The sequence below is a fragment of the Methylobacterium sp. Leaf89 genome (assembly GCF_001422215.1).
Lineage (GTDB): Bacteria > Pseudomonadota > Alphaproteobacteria > Rhizobiales > Beijerinckiaceae > Methylobacterium.
On sequence record NZ_LMML01000027.1, the window covers coordinates 176,368 to 195,854 of the forward strand.

The window sequence follows — 19,487 nt, forward strand, 5'->3', positions numbered from 1 at the left end:
AAAGTCGTGGATTCCGGGGTCATCGGGGCGGGACACGGCACGGCATCCCGCGACTTAGGCACCAAGGGGCGGGGCTGTCGAGGCCCGGCGCGGCGGATGCATCGACAGCGCGCCCCCGGGCTCCTAAGACGGGGCGAATGGGAGACGAGCCGGGAGGCGGGGGACCATGTTGGGACGTTTCGAGCGCGGGGCCTCCGGCGAGGCGGTGGTGGAGTACGGCGACGGCACCATGCGGGTGATCAAGCCCGGCAGCTTCGTGCGCTGCGCGGTGACCGGCGAGGCGATCCCCCTCGATGCCCTGCGCTACTGGAGCGCGACCCGGCAGGAGGCCTATGCCAGCCCCGAGGCGGCAATGAAGCGCCTCGCCGAGACCGGACGTCCGGATTAGGGGATTTTTGCGCAATTAGTAGGTCAGAGACCGGGTAGGTTCTGCACATACGAATCCGATGAAGGCTACCGCGGGTGCAGCCCTAACATCGGATTGCCTCGTACGACCGGCTTGGGCTGATTTTCGCTGGTCCGCTTACCGGCGGTTCAGGCATTACAGTGGTCGTAGACGCCAAACAGATGGGTGATCCGTTGCAGAGGCCCCTTCTTGGCAACGGTAGAGATCAAAAGCGTGCTGCGACACCACCCATGATCGTGCGCGGCGTACCCGGTGTAGCGTAGCGGTTCTGGAAGGCGCGGTCGTAATAGTTCGTGTCGAGTAGGTTGTCGACATTGAGATAGACCCGCACCTGCGGAGTGATCCAATAGTACGAGATCAGGCTTAAGATCGTGTAGTCCGGCAGACGAAAGGTCGAGAGGGCGGTGCCAGCCTTGCGCTGACTGACATAAGTCACGCCACCACCAAGACCAAGCCCCCGTAATTCTGCCCCTTGGAACTCGTAGACGCTCTGCAGGGCGAGGGTGTCGGCAGGGATGTTGGCGATCCGCGTGCCCACGGGCAGCGTGTTGTCGCGGCTCACGGAGGCATCCGCATGGGTATAGGTGCCGATCACCCGCCAGCCGGGTGCCAGATATCCAGCAACGGTCAGGTCGAAGCCCCGGCTGCGCACCTCGCCCGCCGCCACGCTGAAGTTTGGATCGACGGCATCGGCCGTGAGGACGTTGGTGCGCCGGATGTCGAACAGAGCCGCCGTGGCGCTCAGTTGCCCGTTGAGTAGGCTGAGCTTGGCGCCGACCTCGTAGCCTTCGCCTTGCTGGAAAGCAAAGGGGCGTCCCGAGCGATCCGTGCCGGTATTCGGCAGGAAGGAACGGCCGTAGCTGCCGTAGACCGAGACCTCATCGGTGAGATCGTAGGTGAGACCGAAGCGCGGGGTCGCGACCGTATCCTGCAGGCTCGTGGTGCGGCCGGTGCGGTAGTCGGTGGAAACGAGGCCTAGATTCTCCACGCGCACGCCCAGAAGGGCATGAAGGCGTGGGGTGAGGTCCATCTGATCCTGAACGTAGCCACCGAAGCTCTCGGTGTTCTGCAGGAAGTTGGTGATCGAAGTGAGTGGAGGGCGGGTGGATTGCCCGTAGCGGGGCGAGAGGAGGTCGAGGATGAAGGGGAAGAGGTTTGCGTTCGAGCGGTCGAAGATCTCGCGATAGCGGTACGTGTCGTACTCCAAGCCCATCAGCAGAGTATGGCGGAATGGGCCGGTCTCGAACTTGCCCGCGAGGTTGAGTTGCAGGTCGAGATCCGACCAACTCAAGTCGCGATGCTCGAAGGTTCGGCGTAGGGTACGCCCATCACTGAGGACATTCATGGCGCCTACGCCGTCGCCAAAGAGCTTCCCACCCAGCGCCTGGACGCCGGCAGTGACCACCCAGTCCTGATCGAGCTTGTGCTCGATGCGCAGCTGGCCAAGGGCGTTATCGTTGCGCACCGGCGGGATGCCGGGCTCGCCAATGAAGCGGTTGCGCGGCAGGGCGCGGATGTTACCGTTGATCGGCACGACGCCCCGGTCGAAGGTCGCCGTCGTGCTGGCGAACTCGCCCTCCAAAGTGATCGTGGTGTCAGCGGTGGGCTTCCAGGCGATGACGGGAGCGAGGTAGAAGCGGTCGCCGTGTACGAAGTCGCGGAAACTTCCGTTGTCCTCAACGGCGCCCGTAATGCGAGCGAGCACCCGGCCTTGCTCGTCGAGGGCGCCAGTCGCATCGAAGGTACTGCGCTTCTGGTTGAAGCTTCCGAACTGCGTGCCGATCGCAAGGGCTCGCTCGGCCAACGGCTGCTTAGTGACGATGTTGAAGGTCCCGCCGGGATCGCCGCGTCCGTATAGGAAGGCAGACGGACCCTTCAGCACCTCGATTCGCTCAATGGAGACCACGTCCGGCGAGGGCGGGTAGCCCCGATTGATTGGGAAGCCGTTGCGGTAGTACTCGCCCGTATTAAAGCCACGGATGGTGAACTCCGTTAGGCCAAGGCCCGCGAAATTGTTGGCCCGGCCGACGCCGGCAAGATCGAGGGCGGTGTCGACCCGCGTCGCGGCGGCGTCCTGCAGAACCCGATCCGGCACGACGACGACCGTCTGGGGCACCTCGCGTATCGGCGTGTCGGTGCGGGTTGCGCTGACGCTGTCCCGTGCAAGGTAGCCATCGACCTTGCGTGCTGTTCCGCCCGCAGACGCTCCGGAGCCGGCCACCGAAAGTTCGTCGAGCTGAACCTCTTGTGAAGCATCTGCGGCGAGCTGAGCTACGGCCAAACTGGGCCCGAACCTGACTAACGAACCCGATTGCGCCAGAAGCACGAAAGCAGCGGACGAGGCCAGCGTAATGGTTCTCTTGGGCATTTTGCTCGACACGTTCACGCACGCAAACCAACTTGAATCAATTCGGTCCGTTACGGTCCAGAAACACATGCGGTCAAGCTTGCGGGTTTCCGAGCACACACGTCTAGTTTCGAGGTATTCGAATATACCTTAGCGTTGGTCTAGAAGCGTTATAATCTGTCTCGTCTCGCAGGAGATGTGTTGCATACGCGTGACAGCGATCAAGGTCGTTCGCCGGGCCAGCAGTTCCATTTGTGTTGCAGCCGGTTTGAGGCGGCATCCCGCCTGCGTACTTCTGACGAACAGCGCAACCGCTGGACGCCCTGACGGATTGCTGCTTTCAAGAAGTGCTCCTAGTTGGCCGTATAATCGCCTGGGGTCGTCAGTGACCTGTCCGCTTCGAACTGCATATGGAATTGGGCGTCAGGCGAGAAACTCTTTCAAAGATCCAACTTGATCTTTGCTATCGCCCAATCCCCACAACCAACCCCCGCAACTGCCCTAACAAAACCCCCTCATCGGCAAACGCCAAAGTAACAGGCAGCACCGCGACGCGGGCGGCGAAGGGGGCGGTGAGGCGGACGTGGTCCTTCTCGGTGGTGACGAGGTCGGCGCCGAGGCGGGTGGCTTCGGCCGCGAGGGTGGTTTCGTCGGCGGGGCCGTAAGGGTGGTGGTCCGGATAGGCGCGGGTTCCAACGAGGGTGGCGCCGGCCTCTTCGCAGGTTGCGAAGAACTTTTGGGGGCGGCCGATGCCCGCGAAGGCGAGGACGCGGCGGCCTGTCAGGTCGGCGCCGGGGACCAGGCGGGCGCGGTGGACCGGGAGTCCGCGGGCTTGCGCCGCCGCCGCCACGGCCTCGCCCCGGTCTCCGGTCCCGATCAGCACGAGGCCGTGGATGTGGGGCCATTGCCGGGCCAGGGGCACCCGCAGGGGGCCGGCCGGGAAGGGCCGCCCGTTGCCGAGGCCGGCGCCGGCATCGACCACGGCGAGCGACAGCGTCTTGGCGAGGCTCGGGTTCTGCAGGCCGTCATCCATGACGATGACGTCGGCGCCCGCGCGGACGCAGAGGGCGGCGCCGGCCGGGCGGTCCCGCGACAGGATCGTCGGCGCGGCCCGGGCCAGGAGCCGGGGCTCGTCGCCGGTCTCTTCGGCGGTCTGGCGGGACGGATCGACCCGCACCGGCCCTGCGAGGCGCCCGCCATAGCCGCGGGTCAGGAAGGCCGGGTTCGCCCCGAGGGCGCGCAGGTGGGCGGCGAGCGCCAGGGCGGTGGGGGTCTTGCCGGCCCCGCCCAGGGTGAAGTTGCCGACGCAGAGGACGGGGCAGGGGGCTTTCGCGCCGGGCCGGTCCATGCGCGCGGCGGTGTGCCGGCCGTAGAGGGCGCTCAACGGCGCGAGCCACCGGGCGGCGGGATGGCCGGGGCCTGCGTCCCAGAAGGCGGGGGCGCGCATCAGCCGGCGCTCACGGGGCCGCCATCGCCCGGAGCGTCATCTGGGCGATGAAGGGATCGAGCACCGCCAGGGTGCGGGCGACGGCGCCCTCGAAGGGCTGGAGCGCGGCTTCCCCCGCCCGGCTCATCGCCGCGATGCGGGGGCCGTCGGCCAGGAGGGCGTCCAGGGTTTTCGCGAGGGCGTCGGCGTCGGTCACCGTCAGGGCGCCGCCGGCTTCGTCCAGGGCGGCATAGACCTGGGTGAAGTTGTGGATGTGCGGCCCGTGCAGCACGGCGGCCCGCAGGCGGGTCGGTTCGATCGGGTTCTGGCCGCCATGGGGCACCAGGGAGCCGCCGAGATAGACGATGCGGCCGAGGCGGTAGAACAGGCCGAGCTCGCCCAGGGTGTCGGCGACGTAGAGATCGACCCCGCCATGGGGGCGCCCGCCCTGCGAACGCCGGGCGCTGGTCAGGCCCTCGGCCCCCGCGCAGGCGGCGACGTCGCCGCCGCGATGGGGATGGCGCGGCACCACGATGGTGAGGAGGCGCGGCCAGCGTTCCTTGAGGCGGGCATGGGCCCGGGCCGCCATGGCGTCCTCGCCCGGATGGGTGCTCGCCGCGACCCAGACCGGCCGGTCGCCGACGAGGTCGCGCAGGTGGGCGAGCTGCTGGCCGTCCGCCGGGGGCACCTCGGAATCGTATTTCAGGTTTCCCGCGATGCTGACCCGGGGGGCGCCGAGGCGGCGGAAGCGGTCGGCATCCGCGTCGGTCTGGGCAAGGCAGATCGCGATGCGGGCCAGCAGCGCCTCGGCGGTCCGGGGGGTGCGGGCCCAGCCCCGATACGAGCGCTCGGACATCCGTCCGTTGACCACGAGGAGGGGGATGCCGTGCCGGTGCAGGCCCAGCACCGTGTTCGGCCAGATCTCGGATTCGGCGACGAGGGCGAGGTCGGGCCGCCAATGGGCGAGGAATCGGTCCACCCAGCGCGGCGCGTCGAGGGGCATGTACTGGTGCACGGCCCCGGCGGGCAGGCGCCGCCCGATCAGGTCGGCGGCGCTGCGGGTGCCCGTCGTCACCAACACCGAGAAGCCGCGGGCGATCATGCCGTCCACGAGGCCGACCAGGGACAGAGCCTCCCCGACGCTGGCCCCGTGCATCCAGACGAGGCGGCCCGTCGGCCGGGCCCGGCCCGGCAGGCCGCGCCGCTCGGCCAGGCGTCCGGCATCCTCCTTGCCCCGGCGGGCACGCCAGCCGAGCAGCCCCACCAGCGCCGGCTCGCCGAGATAGAGACCGGTGCGGTAGGCCCGCAGGAGCGCCGTGAGGGGCGGGGCCTTCGCCATCGCCTTCACGCCGGTTCCCCGACCCGGCCGTCCGCCCCGACGCGGTCGGGATGGCCGACGCGGTCGTGGGGCCCGACCCGGTCGGGCCGGCCGACCAGGGTGTAGGCGCGGTCGTGGACGCGGTTCATCTCGGCCTCGAGCTGCTGGCGCAGGGCTTCGAGGGCCTCGGGCTCCACGTCCCGCGGCACGAAGAGGGGTTCGCCGAACACCATCGCGCCCCGGCCGAAGGGCAGACCGAGGCAGGCCCGGTCCCAGCTGTCGAAGCGCCAGTGCCGGCTCGTCACCACCGCCACGGGGATGATCGGCCGGCCGGAGAAGCGCGCCAGGGTAAGGATGCCGGCATCGGCCCGGCGCGAGACCTTCGGCACGTCGGCGCTGAAGGCCACGCTCTCCCCGTCCTTCAGGGCCCGCAGCATGGCGCGCAGGCCCTCGGCGCCGCCCTTGGCCCGGGCGTCCCGCAGGACGCGGCCGCGGGCGCCCGAGGCCCGGATCACCCGGACGCCCATGCGGGTGAGCGCGATGGTGTTGATGTTGCCGTCTGCCGACCGGGAGATGATCGTGGCGATCCGGTCGTGCGGCCGGCGCATGAACGAGATCATCGTGTGCTGGCCGTGCCACATGCCGGCGATGAAGGGGCTGTGCCCGTCGAGCCAGGCATCCGGCGCGGCCGGCTCCACCGTGAAGCGGTTGGTGCGCCGCACGAGGCGGAGGTAGCCGCCCGCGACGATGCCGAGGGCCTGCTGGACCGCCGGGGCGCGGCCGATGCGTTTGACGAGGCTCATCACGTCGCTTTCGCGTCGCCGACGGACCGGCGATGCCGTCGAGGAAGGGATGTCCGCGGAGCCGTCCCGCGCGGCGCGCCGGACGGGCAGGCGGCTGTCTAGCTCCGATCGCGCGGCCGGCGCAACGGCGCTGTGGCGGCCGAATCCGCCGTTTCGGGGGCGAAACCCGGCGCAGGGCGCTTGTTTGGAGTCGTTCCAAGCTATAGATTGGAATGAGTCCAAAGAGGAACGCGCTCCGAAGGGAGCCCATCAGGACAGGACGCGCGATGATGATGATCTCCCCCGCCCAGGGCGCCCCGGAGCCGATGACCGCGATCGATGCCGCCGCGGCGGAGGCGCACCGCGCCTTCGTCCTGCGCTACGTCCAGCCGGGGCTCGCCGGGCTGATCGACGGCTCGGTCTCGACCCTGGCGCCGATCTTCGCCGCCGCCTTCGCCACCCACAGCAACGGCGCCACCTTCCTGGTGGGGCTCGCCGCCTCCATCGGCGCCGGGATCAGCATGGGCTTCACCGAGGCGCTCTCGGATGACGGGCAGATCACCGGGCGCGGAACACCCTGGATGCGCGGCCTCGTCTGCGGGGTGATGACCACGGTGGGCGGCCTCGGCCACACGCTGCCCTACGCGATTCCCTCCACCTGGCCGAACGCCTTCGGCGTCGCGACGGCCCTGGCCATCCTGGTGGTGGTGGTGGAGCTGCTGGCGATCGCGGCGATCCGCACGCGCTACATGGCGACGCCGTTCTGGCGCGCGGCCCTGCAGGTCGTGCTCGGGGGCGCCCTGGTGCTCCTCGCCGGCATCGCCATCGGGAGCGCCTGAGGGACGGCGGGCGGATTCGGAAGGCGAGGGTTGACCCCCGGCCCCGGATGGGGCGATGCGGGGCGCGAAATCCCGATCATCGACCGCGCATTGGGGGATGATGTTCCGCCTCGCCCACCTGACCGACCCCCATGTGGGGCCGCTGACACGCCCGCGCCTGCGCCAGCTCCTGAGCAAGCGGGCCACCGGCTACGTGAACTGGCAGCGCGGCCGCAAGGACGCCCACGACATGGAGGTGCTGGCCGCCCTGGTGGCCGACCTCCAGGCGCAGGGGCACGACCACGTCGCCTGCACCGGCGACCTCTGCAACATCGGCCTGCCGAGCGAGTGGTCGACCGCGAAGGTCTTCCTGGAAGCCCTGGGGACGCCCGAGACCGTGAGCTTCGTGCCGGGCAACCACGACGCCTACGTGCGCGGCTCCCTCGAGGGCCTGCTCCTCGCCTGCGGCGCCTGGACGGCGGGCGACGACGGCACGCACGGGCATTTCCCGTACCTGCGCCGGCGCGGGCCGGTGGCCCTGATCGGCCTGTCCTCGGCGGTGCCGACGAAGCCCCTGATGGCGAGCGGCCGCCTCGGGCCGCAGCAGATCGCCGCCACCGAGGCCCTGCTGCGGACGCTGGGGGCCGAACCCGAGCCGCCGTTCCGCGTGGTGATGATCCACCACCCGTCGCATCCCGGCGGCACGTCGTCCGGGCGTGAACTGAAGGATGCGGGGGCGTTCACCGCCATGGTGGCCCATGCCGGGGCGGAGTTGATCCTGCACGGGCACAACCACGTCCGCAGCGTCGCGTTCGTGCCCGGGCCGGGGGGGACGTCAATTCCGGTGGTGGGGGCCGCCTCGGCCTCGGCCCGGGGCGATGCCCGGCATCACCGCGCGAGCTACCACCTCTACACGATCACGCGCCGCGCGACGGGCTACGCCGTCGCGGGCATCGAGCGGGGCCTGACCGAGTCCGGAACCATCGCGGATCTCGGCGCCCTTCCGCTGGCCCGCTCCTGAGGCGTCGCCGCCTCGGGATCTCAGGGCTCAGGCGTCCTCCAGCACCTTCGCCTGGGCAGCGAGGCTGGCCTCGTAGCGCTCCGCCTGCAGGCGGGTCAGGCCGCTGACGAGCACGGCCTCGCCCCGGTAGACCGTATAGGTGCCGTCATGCGTCGGCTTCACGCGAATCACGTTGGACATGGCTGTCACCCCGTCAAAAAAGGTTAGACGCGATATGATTTCGGCGGAGGGGAAACATTAACGGTCGGTTCAGACTACGCAAGTCCTCGGCGGCGCTAGACGCGACAAATCGATCCCGCGATGCAGCGAACATCTTGGTATATCAGTTCAGCGGACGAAATCCCCGAACCTTCTCAACGAATGGCTACGCTTGCGCCGCACCATGGTCTCCGGGGGAAGGCGGGGGCCCGCCGGGCCCGTTCCGGCCATCCTGGGCCGCCTCGGCCCCCACCGCGGGCGGACTCGTCGCCGGACCTGATTCTCCCGAGGCGCGACGCCGCCGCCCGACCCTCAGGCGTCGCGCGACGGCCGGCCCGGGACTCGTCCGAGATTGGCCTGCAGGTAGTCGCTGATCTTGCGCAGGTAGGCTTCCAGATCCTGGACCTCGCCCTCGGCGGAGCGGGCCCGCTCCCGCGCATCAAGGGCGGCCTGATCCGCCTCGCGCCGCGCCATCTCGGCCTCGCGGACGCGCAGCTGGGCCTCGCGCATCCGGATCTCCAGTTCCATCGCCTGACGCCGCCAGGCGGACGCCTCGGCGCGGGCCCGATCCAGCTCGGCCTGCTGCTCGACCCGCTCCCGGTGGGTGAGGCGGATCAGGTCCCGCGCCTGGGCCGAGATCGTATCGACCCGCTCGTGCAGAGCCTGGATCGTCTCCATGCTGTGCTCGACCAGGCGCAGGGTCGTGGCGCCGAGTTCCGAGGTGTGCGTGATCGCCGGCACGGGCACCAGGGCAAGTGCCTGGCTGCCGCTCCGCACGGGGCTTTCCGTCTCGCGCGGGTCCGAGGCCTCGCTCCCGTGACGGACGGGCAGCCGGGCGAGCGCGAGATCGATCACGGGCGACAGGACGGGGGAGGCGGCAGCGGGCATAGGAGCGGCTGGGATGGGAGCGGCGGAGATGGGTGCAGCGGACATGGGGGCGGAGACCCGGACGGGAAAACGATCATGGTGACGGTCGTTGAACAGGGTCCCGGGCGGGCGGCGTGACCACGCGGGATGGATCCGCCACCGGCGCCCCGGCCCCTCACGGCGTTCCGACCTTGGCCGGGTTCGCCTCGTCCGCCGGCGCACGGCGGGTGAAGCCCTCCACCACGGCGTCGTGCAGGCGGGCCAGCCACTCCTCCGCCTCGTCCGCCCGGCGCTCGGCGAGGTCGGCGCGGGTCTGCGCGGCGGCGACCTGCGCCTCCAGGGCGGTGGCCCGCTCCAGGGCCCGCGCGACCGTGCGCTCCAGCTCCTGCTCCAGCTCCGCGGCCCGCTCCTCGCTGATGCGAATCGCGGCCGTGGCCTCGTGGATCAGATCGAGGGAGGCGGACCAGTCCCGCGTCCGGCCGGCATTGGCCGGAGCCGGAAGGGTCTCGTCCAGATGGGCCTGCTGAGCCGGCTCGGGCGCCCCCGGCCCGCGATGGGGGCTGGGCAGGCTGCGCATCAGCCAGGCTCCGGCGGAGGAGGTTTCTCGGTCGCGAAGCGCGGTCTCGGACATCTGGGCATCCCTGCGCGGGGTCTCCGCCGCGCCGTCTCTTGAAGGGGTGGAGGGGTCGGGTCGGCGAGGCTGGATCGGTCGGGTCGGGCGCTACTTCTCGGGCGGGGGCGAGAAGGGACGGACGTTGCTCGGCTCCGGCGGGGGCGCGGCCGGGGCCGGCTCGCTCCGCGCCCCCTCGTCCCCCGCGAAACTGCGGGCCGAGCGGCGCAGGGCCTCGTGCTGCTTCTGCAGGGCGACGCGGCTCTCGCGGGCGATGTCCAGGGCACCCTGCGCGAGCTTGCGCTCGGAACGCTCGTGCTGGAGCTCCTCGATCAGACGGTGGTTCACGGTCTCGAAATCCGCACGCTCCACCTCCTGGCGGTGGACGAGGTGGTCGATGCGGTCGGACAGGCTGGAGACCCGGCCGAGGGCCTGTTCCAGGGCCGCATCCTTGGCCGCCATCGCCTTGGTCAGCATCTCGCAGCGGTGCTCGAATTCCGAGCGGGCCCGCTGCATCTCGAGGAAGCGCTCGTTCTGCCGGGCGAGGTCGACCTGGGCGCTCTCCAGACGACGCTCCAGGGTGACGCGCTCGATGGAGGCCTCCTTGAGGCCGCGCTCGGCCGAGCGGCCGGCCTCGTCGCGCTCGCGGAGCTGCGTGCGGAGCTGGGCCAGCATCTGCTCGGTGTTGGCGAGCCGGCTCGTGGCGGCTTCCACCCGCATGGCGAGGCTCGCGCGCTCGGTGCGATGGTTCGCGACCTCGGCCTCGTACTGGGCCTCCGCCTTCTGGGCGGCGGCGATCTCCGCCGCCAGCTGCTGTTCGACGTTGTGCAGGGCGACGCGGCCGGACTCGGCCTGGCCCTCGAACTCCTGGGCGCGGGCGCTCAGTTCCGCGAGCTGGGCCGCCTGGGCCTCGCTCAGGTTCTGGAGCCGGAGGTTGTCCCGGTCGAGGGCGTGCCGGCTCTCGCGCAGGTCCTGCAGCTCGCTGTCGGACCGGGCCAGCGCCTGGTCGAGGGCCTTGGCCTCCACCCGCAGCGCCTTGCTCTCGCCCTGCAGGGCCCGGCTCTGCTCGGTCTCGGCGAAGAGGCGCCGCTCCAGGTTCTCGGCCTGCAGGGTCTTGTCGCGCAGGGCGATCCGCACCTCCTCGGCCGCCGCGTCGCGGGCCTGGAGGCTGGTCTCGAGGTGGTGCAGCTGGATCTTGGCGGCCGCCACGTCGTTGGTCGCTGCGGCGAGGCGTCCGGTGGCGTCGGCGAGATCGCGCCGGAGGGTGGCCGCGTTACCCTGCTCCATCGCCAGCAGAGTCTCGAGCTCCGCCGTCCGGACCTTGGCCCGCGGAAGCTCCTCGGTGATCGCCACGATCGGTACCAGGAGGGCGGAGAAATCCGCCTGAAGCGACTTCAGGTCGTCGAGGCGCTCGGACATTTCCGCCACGCGGAACCGCAGGCTCTCGTTGTGCTGCCCGAGGGAATCCAGCGAAAGGTCTTCACTGTCCAGTAGCGGCTCCGTCGTCTCCGCCTCATCGGCAATACGGATAAAAGGCACATCCTGTATTGGAGAACGAAGCAATGCATCGGTCTGCTGTGAAGACGGCGCCTTGCTTTCACTTGCGGTCAATTTGCGGAGCGAAAGCCAGCTCATTTCTGCGATCCAATCTCGTGGCGGACAACCCACGACCAGGATTCAACAAGGTTGCAATTTCCTGCCCCTGTCAATCACGCCAAACGCGTCCTGTTAGCAAATTCTTAACGTATGGCTTTTGTAGCGCAGCGGCGCCTGATCCGTCGCGTTGCTGGGCTCAGCTTGACAAGCGTGGCGGTCGACTTGCGGTTCGGACGGCCGATTGCAGCATTGCGGCGTGCAAGCTCGTCCGTCATCCCTCCCGCAAGCGTGAAAACGCGCTGGGGATGGCGCACCCCACCCGCGACGCGTCAATCCGGCCCGGCGTCGCGTGCCGTCCCGACATGATCGGGCGGCGTCCCGTCCCCGGCCTGGCGAAAGTCGCCCCAGGCGTCCCGGGCGCCGCGCCACGCCATCAGGTGGAGGAGCGGAAGCCGCACCTCGACGACGAGGTCATCGTCGAGCAGGCCGGGGACGATCTCCGTGGTGGCGTCCGGAAACCGGGCGAGGACCGCCGCCTGAATCCGTCGCAGGCGCGGCAGCTGGTCCGCCGTGGGCTCGACGAGGATGTGCTTGATGATCCGGATCATGCCCGCTCATGGCATGGCGCGGGCGCGGCCGTCAGCCGGACAGCTTGTCCTATCGCGGCCGGGCAAGGGCCCTGTCTCGTCGGGCGACTGGCGGCAGCGGAATGGCGCGCTCGATCCTCCGACGCTCCTGTTTCTCCGAAGCTCTTGGCCGCGGTCCCCCCGGGATTCGCACCGCGTCCAGGCCGCGCCGGCGACGAGGACGGTTCGCAATGCCGCGGGATCGATCCGGAATTTCGCAGTGCTCGGGGGTGCCCAGTGTTTGCCCGTAACCTTTTCACGCCGGACGAAATGTCCGGTTTTCGACATTTCCCAATACCCGATTGAAGATTTCACATTCGACCGCTAACATTTACAAAATTAATATCTACGTAAGTGCTGTCATCGGCCGGAACGCGTGGGTGAAAACTGCATGACCCGGACGGACAATTCGCCCCCACGTTTGCCCAATCCCTTCACGCGAAAGCTCGAAAGCTTCGTGGAATTATCGGAGGCAGACCGGGCGATTCTGGAGCGGATCAGCGCGGAGCGGCGCAGCCTCGAAGCGCACACGCCCCTGGTGCGCGAGGGTGACAAGCCGGACGGTCTCTGGCTGATCCTGGACGGGATGGCGTGCCGCCAGAAGGCGCGGGCGAGCGGCCGCCGTCAGATCCTGGCGTTCCTGCTGCCCGGTGACCTCTGCGCGCTGGATGTCTCCCTCCTGGAGCGGATGGACCACAGCATCGTCACCCTGTCGCCCTGCAAGGCGGTTCACCTCGCAGCCGAGACCGTCGCGGAGATCCTGGACACCGTCCCGGCCTTGGCCTGCGCCCTGAGCCTCAGCACGCTCGTGGACGAGGCGACCCTGCGTGAGTGGATGGTCAATCTCGGCTGCCAGCCGGGCGTGAAGCGGATCGCCCACCTCTTCTGCGAACTCTATGTCCGCCAGCAGCGGGTGGGGCGGACGACCGGGACCAGCTGCGCGCTGCCCGTGACCCAGGCCGATCTCGCGGACGCGACCGGCCTCTCGAACGTCCACGTCAACCGGGTGCTGCAGGATCTGCGCGGCAACGGGCGCATCGGACTCCGGGACCGGCGCCTCACCATTCCCGACCTCGCCGCCCTGTCCGCCTTCGCCGAGTTCGACGCCGCCTACCTGCGCATGGACGCGGAGGCGGAGACGCGCGCCATCCGGCGAATTCCGGCCCATTGCCTCAACGCCATGGCCGCCCATGGCCTCGGCGCGCAGGCCCCGCATTCGAATTGACGGGAACCGACCGCGCGCGAAGGCTTGGGACAGCCGGCATGTTTCGGAATGTCGAGGGGTAGTGCATGGCGCGCCCACGGGGAATCGAACCCCGGTCTGATCCGTGAGAGGGACCTGTCCTAACCGCTAGACGATGGGCGCGGACCGGAGGGAGGCACTCGGTGATCGCTGCGGCGATCCGTGCTTCCCGGCCGATGGGCGATCGTATAGCGAGGGTCGCGCGGCACGACAAGGGCTGAAATCGCCCGGTCGGCCCGCACGCGACATTTTTAAATCGAAGGATGGCCCCTTGCCGGGACTCGAAGACCGCCGCGCGACGCTTCCCGAGGACGCCGCGACGGAGCGCCTGGACCGGGCCCTGGCCCGGGCCTTTCCCGATGTCTCGCGCTCGCGCCTGCAGGATCTCATCCGCGCCGGGCAGGTGTGCCGGGACGGCGCCGTCAGCCGTGACCCCTCCGCGAAGGTCGGCCCCGGGGCCGAGCTCGCCGTGGTGATCCCGGCGGCGGTGGCGCCGGAACCCGTGGCGCAGGCCCTCGACCTCGCCATCGTGTACGAGGACGACGACCTCATCGTCATCGACAAGCCGGCCGGCCTCGTCGTCCACCCGGCGCCGGGCCACGAATCGGGGACCCTGGTGAACGGCCTCATCGCCCATTGCGGCGAGAGCCTGTCGGGGATCGGCGGCGTGCGCCGGCCGGGCATCGTCCACCGCATCGACAAGGACACCAGCGGCCTGCTGGTGGTGGCCAAGAACGATCTGGCCCATGCCGGGCTCACGGCGCAGTTCGCCGACCACGGCCGCACCGGCCCCCTGGAGCGGGCCTACCTCGCCCTGGCCTGGGGCGTGCCCGAGCCCCGGGCCGGGACCATCGCGGCGAACCTCGCCCGCAGCGTGCGCAACCGGGAGAAGATCGCGGTGGTGCGTGGGGACGGCGGCCGGCACGCCATCACGCATTACCGGGTCGAGGCGGTGCTGGGGGCCGAGGCGCCGGTGGCGCTGGTGCGCTGCACGCTGGAGACGGGGCGCACGCATCAGATCCGCGTGCATCTCAGCCATCGCGGCCACCCCCTGCTGGGCGACGCGGTCTATGGCGGGGCCTTCAAGACCAAGGCAGGCCGGCTCGGCCCGGCGGCGCGCGCCGCCCTCGGCACCCTGGGCCGGCAGGCGCTGCACGCCAGTGTCCTGGGCTTTGCCCATCCGCGCACGGGCGACACCCTGCATTTCGAGAGCCCGCTGCCCGCGGACCTCCAGGCCCTCGTCACCGCGCTGCGGGCCGGGCCGTAGCGCCGCAGACACAGTCAAGACTGCGCGAGACCACGCGGGCGTGCGCCAGGACACGGCGGGCTGCGGCCATTCGTGTCATCAGAGACCCAAGCGGGATCCCGTGCGTTGATGCCGGACGCGTCCCACGCGCCGCCTTTCCGTTCCCGCCGGTTTCCCGCTAGACTTGGGGAATCGAACGGTCGGCTCAAGGGAGCGGCGGTTCGCTGCGGACCGCCCTCAGGGGGTCCTTTCAAGGAGGTAAGATCATGGCCGGCGCATTGCCAGTGCTCGCCACCGAAGGTGGCCTCTCACGCTACCTCGACGAGATCCGCAAGTTCCCGATGCTCGAGCCGAACGAGGAGTTCACGCTCGCCAAGGACTGGCGCGAGAAGGGCGACCGCAACGCCGCCCATCGGCTCGTCACGTCCCACCTGCGTCTCGTCGCCAAGATCGCCATGGGCTATCGCGGCTACGGCCTGCCCATCGGCGAGGTCGTGTCCGAGGGCAATGTCGGCCTGATGCAGGCGGTCAAGCGCTTCGAGCCGGACAAGGGCTTCCGGCTGGCCACCTACGCCATGTGGTGGATCAAGGCGGCGATCCAGGAATATATCCTGCGCTCATGGTCGCTCGTGAAGATGGGCACCACCGCCAACCAGAAGAAGCTGTTCTTCAACCTGCGCAAGGCCAAGGGCCGGATCTCGGCCCTCGACGAGGGCGACCTCAAGCCGGACCAGGTCGCCCAGATCGCCACCAAGCTCGGCGTGCCCGAGCAGGAGGTGGTCGACATGAACCGCCGCCTCTCGGGCGACACCTCCCTCAACGCGCCCCTGCGCGAGGAGGGCGAGGGCGAGTGGCAGGACTGGCTGGTGGACAACAGCCCGAGCCAGGAGACCGTGCTCGCCCGCGAGGAAGAGGGGCAGAACCGCCTCTCGGCCCTGCGCGACGCGCTCTCGGTGCTCAATCCGCGCGAGCGGCGCATCTTCGAGGCACGCCGCCTCGCCGACGACCCGATCACCCTGGAGGATCTCTCCGGCGAGTTCGGCGTCTCGCGCGAGCGCGTCCGTCAAATCGAGGTCCGCGCCTTCGAAAAGATCCAGGAGGCGGTCAAGCGCAACCTCGCCACCCGCGAGGCCCCGCGCGTCGAGGCTCACGCCTGAGTTCTTGAGACCGCCTTCGCCGACAGGAGAACGGCCCCCCGGACATCGTGCCGGGGGGCCGTTTTGCGTTCCGGGCCCGATGCGCGGTCGCTGAAGAAAGCTTCCGCGCACGTGACCCGCGGCGCGAAACGCCCTAGCGCCACTGATCGAAGGCGCCTTGCAGGACCTGGGTTCCGGCGGTGCCCTTCTCGAAGGCGATGATCCCGCGGGGGCCGGCGGCGAACTTCAGCGTGATGTCGAACCAGTTCTTGTGCAGCAGGATGTCGGTGTTACGCTCGATGTCGTTCGGCAGCGACGAAAGCCCGATGAGGAACAGGTTTTCGCGGACCCGCACCGGCAGGCCGGCCACGGGGGAGCCGCGGGCGCCTTCGTCGTCCTTGCCCTGGAGCAGGCCGATATCCTGGACGTTGTGGCGGGCGGCCGTGGGGCCGCTCGGCGTGAAGGCGAGCTCGATGGTGTGCGAGGCCGGCAGGGTCGCGTCGAGGTTGCGGCGCACGGTCATCGCGAGGGTCAGCCCGGCCTCCGGGAAGTCGGCCGTGGCCCGCACGACGGTCTCCAGCTGCTGGCCCTGCTCGCCCGGGACGGTGTCGAGGCGCCAGACCACCCGGCCCTGGGTGGTGGTGGGCGTGGCGTTGGCGCCGCCGCCCATGTTCTCCTCGTAGAGCACCGCGCGCTGGGTGACCGCGAGGTCCGGCTGGGCCTGGGTCGGGGCGGCCGGCGTCGAAGACGGCGTTGGCGCGGGCGTGGCACGCCGGGCCGGCGCGGCGCGCTCGGCCGGCGCGGCGTCGCCGCCAACCCGGTCGGCGAACTTCGAATCGGCGCCCTCCGGGACCGCGTCCTGCTGCTCGGTGGCGATCGGTTGAAGGTCGGCCGGCCTGTCGCGCAGGAGGAAGGCGGCCACCGCGATCAGCCCGATCACCGCGATCAGGATGCTGCCGACGAGCACGTTGCGCAGGAGGCGCGAGCGCCCGTGCCGCGGCCCGACCACCTCGATGCGCGGACGCTGGCGCTGGCCGCCATCCGGGGGCGGCACGTCGCTGCCGTCCTCCTCCGGGGGCGGGGTCGGCGCGGACGCCTCGTCCGCCCCCTCGGCGGCCATGAAGGGCGGGCTCTTCGCCTTGCGGGCCTGGATGCGGACCGGCGGCGGGATCGTGTCGGCGCCGCTCTCGGCCGACGGACCGGCGCCGTCGCGCGGCGTCGGCGGCGAAACGGCGATCGGCTGCACCGGCTCAGGCGCCGGCGGAACGGGCGCCGGCGGACCCGGCTCGGGCTGGGCCGACACGGGCGGTCCGGCGGCCGGCACGCCGAGATTCGGCGGCGGCGCGGGCGGCAGGGTCGCCTCCGGCGGAACCGGCTCGGACCCAGACGGCTCGGGCGGGAGCGGCTCGGGCAGATCGGTGAGATCGTTGGCCGGGGGAGGCGGCCGGAGGGGGTCCGGCTCGGGGGCGGGCGGCTCGGGCGCCGGCGCCGGCTCGGGCGGCGACGGGGCGACGCCCCCGTGGTCGCGCTCCAGGCGCAGGATGGCGGCCTCGAGGGCGTTGCGCTCGAGGTCGATATCGTCCTCGGACAGGGGCGGATCGAGGGAGCGGAGCTGACCGATCAGCGCACCCCGCGCGCGCTCGTAGACGGCCTGGCGCAGGGCCGGGGAGCGGTCGGGCATCGCGTCGAGCGCCCGTGCCAGCAGGGGATAATAGTCGGCCATCGTGCCTCAGATCCGCCTTCTCACCGGCGACCGACCCGCCGCCTCGTCCCGCCGTCCCGCGGACGGGCGGAGCCGGCCGACCACCGCGGGTCCGTCAGGGGCATCATCCCCGCGCGGCCGCGCGCCCATCAAGCGGAAACCGCCCTAGTCCTCAAAGGGGTTGTGCATGAGAATGGTGTCGTTGCGCTCCGGGGAGGTCGAGAGCAACGCCACCGGTGCGCCGATCAACTCCTCGATCCGGCGCACGTACTTGATCGCCTGGGCCGGCAGGTCGGCCCAGGAGCGGGCCCCGGCCGTGGTGCCTGACCAGCCCTCGATGGTCTCGTAGATCGGCTCCACTTTGGCCTGCGCCGCCTGATTGGCGGGGAGGTGGTCCACCACCTGTCCGTCGAGGCGGTAGCCGGTGCAGACCTTGATCGACTCGAAGCCGTCGAGGATGTCGAGCTTGGTCAGGGCGATGCCGTCGATGCCCGAGGTGCGGACGGTCTGGCGCACCAGCACGGCGTCGAACCAGCCGCAGCGGCGCTTGCGCCCGGTGTTGACGCCGAACTCGCGGCCCTTGGCGCCGATGGTTTCACCGATCTCGTCGAACAGCTCAGTGGGGAACGGACCCTCGCCAACCCGGGTGGTGTAGGCCTTAGCGATGCCGAGCACGTAGCCGATGGCCGAGGGGCCCATGCCGGAGCCGGTGGCGGCCTGCGCGGCCACGATGTTCGAGGAGGTCACGAACGGATAGGTGCCGTGGTCGACGTCGAGCAGCGCGCCCTGCGCGCCCTCGAACAGGATGCGCTTGCCGGCGCGGCGCTCGTCGTCGAGGAGCTTCCAGACCGTGTCGGCATAGGGCAGGATCGTCGGGGCGATCGCCTTCAGCTCGGAGAGCAGGGCGCCCGCGTCCACCTCGGCGATGCCGAGGCCCCGGCGCAGGGCGTTGTGATGGGTGAGCACCCGCTCGATCTTCGCCTCGAGGGTCGACTCGTCGGCGAGGTCGACGACTCGGATGGCCCGGCGGCCGACCTTGTCCTCGTAGGCCGGGCCGATGCCGCGCTTCGTCGTGCCGATCTTGAGCCCGGCGTTCGACGTCTCGCGAAAGTGGTCGAGCTCGCGGTGCAGCGGGAGGATCAGGGTCGCGTTGTCGGCGATGCGCAGGGTCCGGGGCGAGATCTCGACGCCCTGGGCCTGAAGCCGGGCGATCTCGTCCACGAGGTGCCACGGATCGACCACGACGCCGTTGCCGATCACCGACAGCTTGCCGCCTCGCACCACGCCCGACGGCAGCAGCGCGAGCTTGTACGTCACCCCGTCGATCACGAGCGTGTGGCCGGCATTGTGGCCGCCCTGGAAGCGGACCACGACGTCGGCCTGCTCGGAAAGCCAGTCGACGATCTTGCCCTTGCCTTCGTCACCCCACTGGGCGCCTACGACGACGACGTTTGCCATTCACTGAAGACCTGTGCCGTAACCCGCGCGAAAGCGGTCCGACCTGACGGGCGGACCGCTTTCGCTGTCCTCGGGTCTTTCCGCGATCCGTGCGCGGAAATCAAGCAAGGGGCCGGTTCGCCGCCCGATGAGCAGGTATGTCGCCCAGTCGGCCTCCCCGCCGAGCGGGAGGTCTAGCGGGCCTCGGTCCCGGGCTGGCGGCCGGGCAGGTCGCCGGGCTTGATCACCGGCATCGAGCCGGGGTTCGGGTCGGGCGGGGTCACCACCATGCCGGGGGCCGCATTGCCCGGCGGCTTGATGACGCCATCGCTCTTCTCGAGCCTGTCGCTCAGCGTGCCCTTGTCGGCGGAGGTGCCCTGGTCGGCCGTTCCCTCGGAGGGACGGATCTTGTCGGGAATGGTCTGGTTCGGCGGCGGCAAGGCCGGATCGGTGTCCCGGCCTTTCAGCGGCGCGTCGGGGGACTGCGCGAAGGCCGTGCCGGCGATCAGGCCGAAGCCGACCGCGAGGGTGAGGATCGAGCGCATAGGGTCTCCCTGTCTCGGATGCGGGTTTTCAGGGAGAACAGGCCGGGCGCCGAAGCGTTCCTGCCCCATCGGTCCCGTGATGGGACGATGGTCCTGGGATGGCTTCGGGCGAGGGCTTCGGGCGAGGGCTTCGGGCGAGGGCTTCGGGCGAGGGCTTCGGGCG

The 19,487-nt window shown here is 70.2% G+C and carries 17 protein-coding genes, 1 tRNA gene and 1 pseudogene; 6 read left to right on the forward strand and 13 right to left on the reverse strand.

Annotated features, from left to right (window positions below):
- The first annotated feature begins 166 nt into the window (after window positions 1-166).
- Window positions 167-388: a DUF2093 domain-containing protein gene (locus tag ASF18_RS10980; protein WP_056351527.1), complete on the forward strand. Its 222-nt coding sequence runs from the start codon at window positions 167-169 to the stop codon at window positions 386-388.
- 223 nt (window positions 389-611) lie between these two features.
- Here ASF18_RS10980 and ASF18_RS10985 read toward each other — a convergent pair whose 3' ends face one another.
- From ASF18_RS10985 to ASF18_RS11000, 4 genes are all read right to left on the reverse strand, one after another.
- Window positions 612-2,774 carry a TonB-dependent siderophore receptor gene (locus ASF18_RS10985; RefSeq protein WP_200917571.1) on the reverse strand — a complete coding sequence of 721 codons (2,163 nt, stop codon included), beginning with the start codon at window positions 2,772-2,774 and terminating at the stop codon, window positions 612-614.
- 442 nt (window positions 2,775-3,216) lie between these two features.
- Window positions 3,217-4,200, reverse strand: coding sequence for a tetraacyldisaccharide 4'-kinase (lpxK, locus tag ASF18_RS10990; RefSeq protein WP_056351537.1), 984 nt, complete (start codon window positions 4,198-4,200; stop codon window positions 3,217-3,219).
- Window positions 4,201-4,210: 10 nt separating this feature from the next.
- The gene (locus tag ASF18_RS10995) at window positions 4,211-5,518 is read right to left on the reverse strand and encodes a 3-deoxy-D-manno-octulosonic acid transferase (protein WP_056351636.1); all 1,308 of its coding nucleotides are present in this window, start codon (window positions 5,516-5,518) and stop codon (window positions 4,211-4,213) included.
- Window positions 5,519-5,523: 5 nt separating this feature from the next.
- Window positions 5,524-6,300, reverse strand: a complete 777-nt coding sequence (locus tag ASF18_RS11000) for a lysophospholipid acyltransferase family protein (protein WP_056351540.1) — start codon at window positions 6,298-6,300, stop codon at window positions 5,524-5,526.
- Window positions 6,301-6,647: 347 nt separating this feature from the next.
- On the opposite strand from ASF18_RS11000, the pseudogene ASF18_RS11005 reads away from it, so the two are divergent.
- Window positions 6,648-7,118 (forward strand): annotated as a pseudogene (locus tag ASF18_RS11005) (VIT1/CCC1 transporter family protein); the annotation flags it as partial.
- Window positions 7,119-7,218: 100 nt separating this feature from the next.
- A complete protein-coding gene (locus tag ASF18_RS11010; RefSeq protein WP_056213996.1) occupies window positions 7,219-8,118 on the forward strand; it encodes a metallophosphoesterase in 900 nt (299 codons plus the stop codon).
- 27 nt (window positions 8,119-8,145) lie between these two features.
- On the opposite strand, the gene ASF18_RS24250 is transcribed toward ASF18_RS11010, so the two are convergent.
- The 5 genes from ASF18_RS24250 to ASF18_RS11030 form a co-directional block, all read right to left on the reverse strand.
- Window positions 8,146-8,298 (reverse strand): hypothetical protein, encoded by a 153-nt coding sequence (locus ASF18_RS24250; RefSeq protein ID WP_200917569.1) that lies wholly within the window; start codon window positions 8,296-8,298, stop codon window positions 8,146-8,148.
- A gap of 330 nt (window positions 8,299-8,628) precedes the next feature.
- The gene (locus ASF18_RS11015) at window positions 8,629-9,249 is read right to left on the reverse strand and encodes a hypothetical protein (RefSeq protein ID WP_156649781.1); all 621 of its coding nucleotides are present in this window, start codon (window positions 9,247-9,249) and stop codon (window positions 8,629-8,631) included.
- Window positions 9,250-9,358: 109 nt separating this feature from the next.
- A complete protein-coding gene (locus tag ASF18_RS11020) occupies window positions 9,359-9,814 on the reverse strand; it encodes a hypothetical protein (protein WP_056213714.1) in 456 nt (151 codons plus the stop codon).
- A gap of 90 nt (window positions 9,815-9,904) precedes the next feature.
- Window positions 9,905-11,428, reverse strand: a complete 1,524-nt coding sequence (locus tag ASF18_RS11025; RefSeq protein ID WP_274534724.1) for a chromosome partitioning protein ParA — start codon at window positions 11,426-11,428, stop codon at window positions 9,905-9,907.
- 290 nt (window positions 11,429-11,718) lie between these two features.
- Window positions 11,719-11,997 carry a hypothetical protein gene (locus tag ASF18_RS11030; protein ID WP_056213710.1) on the reverse strand — a complete coding sequence of 93 codons (279 nt, stop codon included), beginning with the start codon at window positions 11,995-11,997 and terminating at the stop codon, window positions 11,719-11,721.
- Between the two features lie 475 nt (window positions 11,998-12,472).
- On the opposite strand from ASF18_RS11030, the gene ASF18_RS11035 reads away from it, so the two are divergent.
- The gene (locus tag ASF18_RS11035) at window positions 12,473-13,240 is read left to right on the forward strand and encodes a Crp/Fnr family transcriptional regulator (protein WP_244472664.1); all 768 of its coding nucleotides are present in this window, start codon (window positions 12,473-12,475) and stop codon (window positions 13,238-13,240) included.
- A gap of 66 nt (window positions 13,241-13,306) precedes the next feature.
- On the opposite strand, the gene ASF18_RS11040 is transcribed toward ASF18_RS11035, so the two are convergent.
- Window positions 13,307-13,381, reverse strand: a tRNA-Glu gene (locus tag ASF18_RS11040).
- 148 nt (window positions 13,382-13,529) lie between these two features.
- Here ASF18_RS11040 and ASF18_RS11045 point away from each other — a divergent pair.
- The gene (locus tag ASF18_RS11045) at window positions 13,530-14,525 is read left to right on the forward strand and encodes an RluA family pseudouridine synthase (protein ID WP_056351547.1); all 996 of its coding nucleotides are present in this window, start codon (window positions 13,530-13,532) and stop codon (window positions 14,523-14,525) included.
- 245 nt (window positions 14,526-14,770) lie between these two features.
- On the forward strand, window positions 14,771-15,661 hold the full coding sequence (gene rpoH, locus ASF18_RS11050) for an RNA polymerase sigma factor RpoH (RefSeq protein ID WP_056213706.1): 891 nt from the start codon (window positions 14,771-14,773) through the stop codon (window positions 15,659-15,661).
- Window positions 15,662-15,794: 133 nt separating this feature from the next.
- Here rpoH and ASF18_RS11055 read toward each other — a convergent pair whose 3' ends face one another.
- The 3 genes from ASF18_RS11055 to ASF18_RS11065 form a co-directional block, all read right to left on the reverse strand.
- The gene (locus tag ASF18_RS11055; protein ID WP_056351550.1) at window positions 15,795-17,363 is read right to left on the reverse strand and encodes a hypothetical protein; all 1,569 of its coding nucleotides are present in this window, start codon (window positions 17,361-17,363) and stop codon (window positions 15,795-15,797) included.
- A gap of 144 nt (window positions 17,364-17,507) precedes the next feature.
- The gene (locus ASF18_RS11060) at window positions 17,508-18,800 is read right to left on the reverse strand and encodes an adenylosuccinate synthase (protein ID WP_056213701.1); all 1,293 of its coding nucleotides are present in this window, start codon (window positions 18,798-18,800) and stop codon (window positions 17,508-17,510) included.
- A 173-nt stretch (window positions 18,801-18,973) separates the two neighbouring features.
- Complete coding sequence (locus tag ASF18_RS11065; protein WP_056213699.1) at window positions 18,974-19,324, reverse strand: hypothetical protein; 351 nt, start codon at window positions 19,322-19,324, stop codon at window positions 18,974-18,976.
- Window positions 19,325-19,487: the final 163 nt, after the last annotated feature.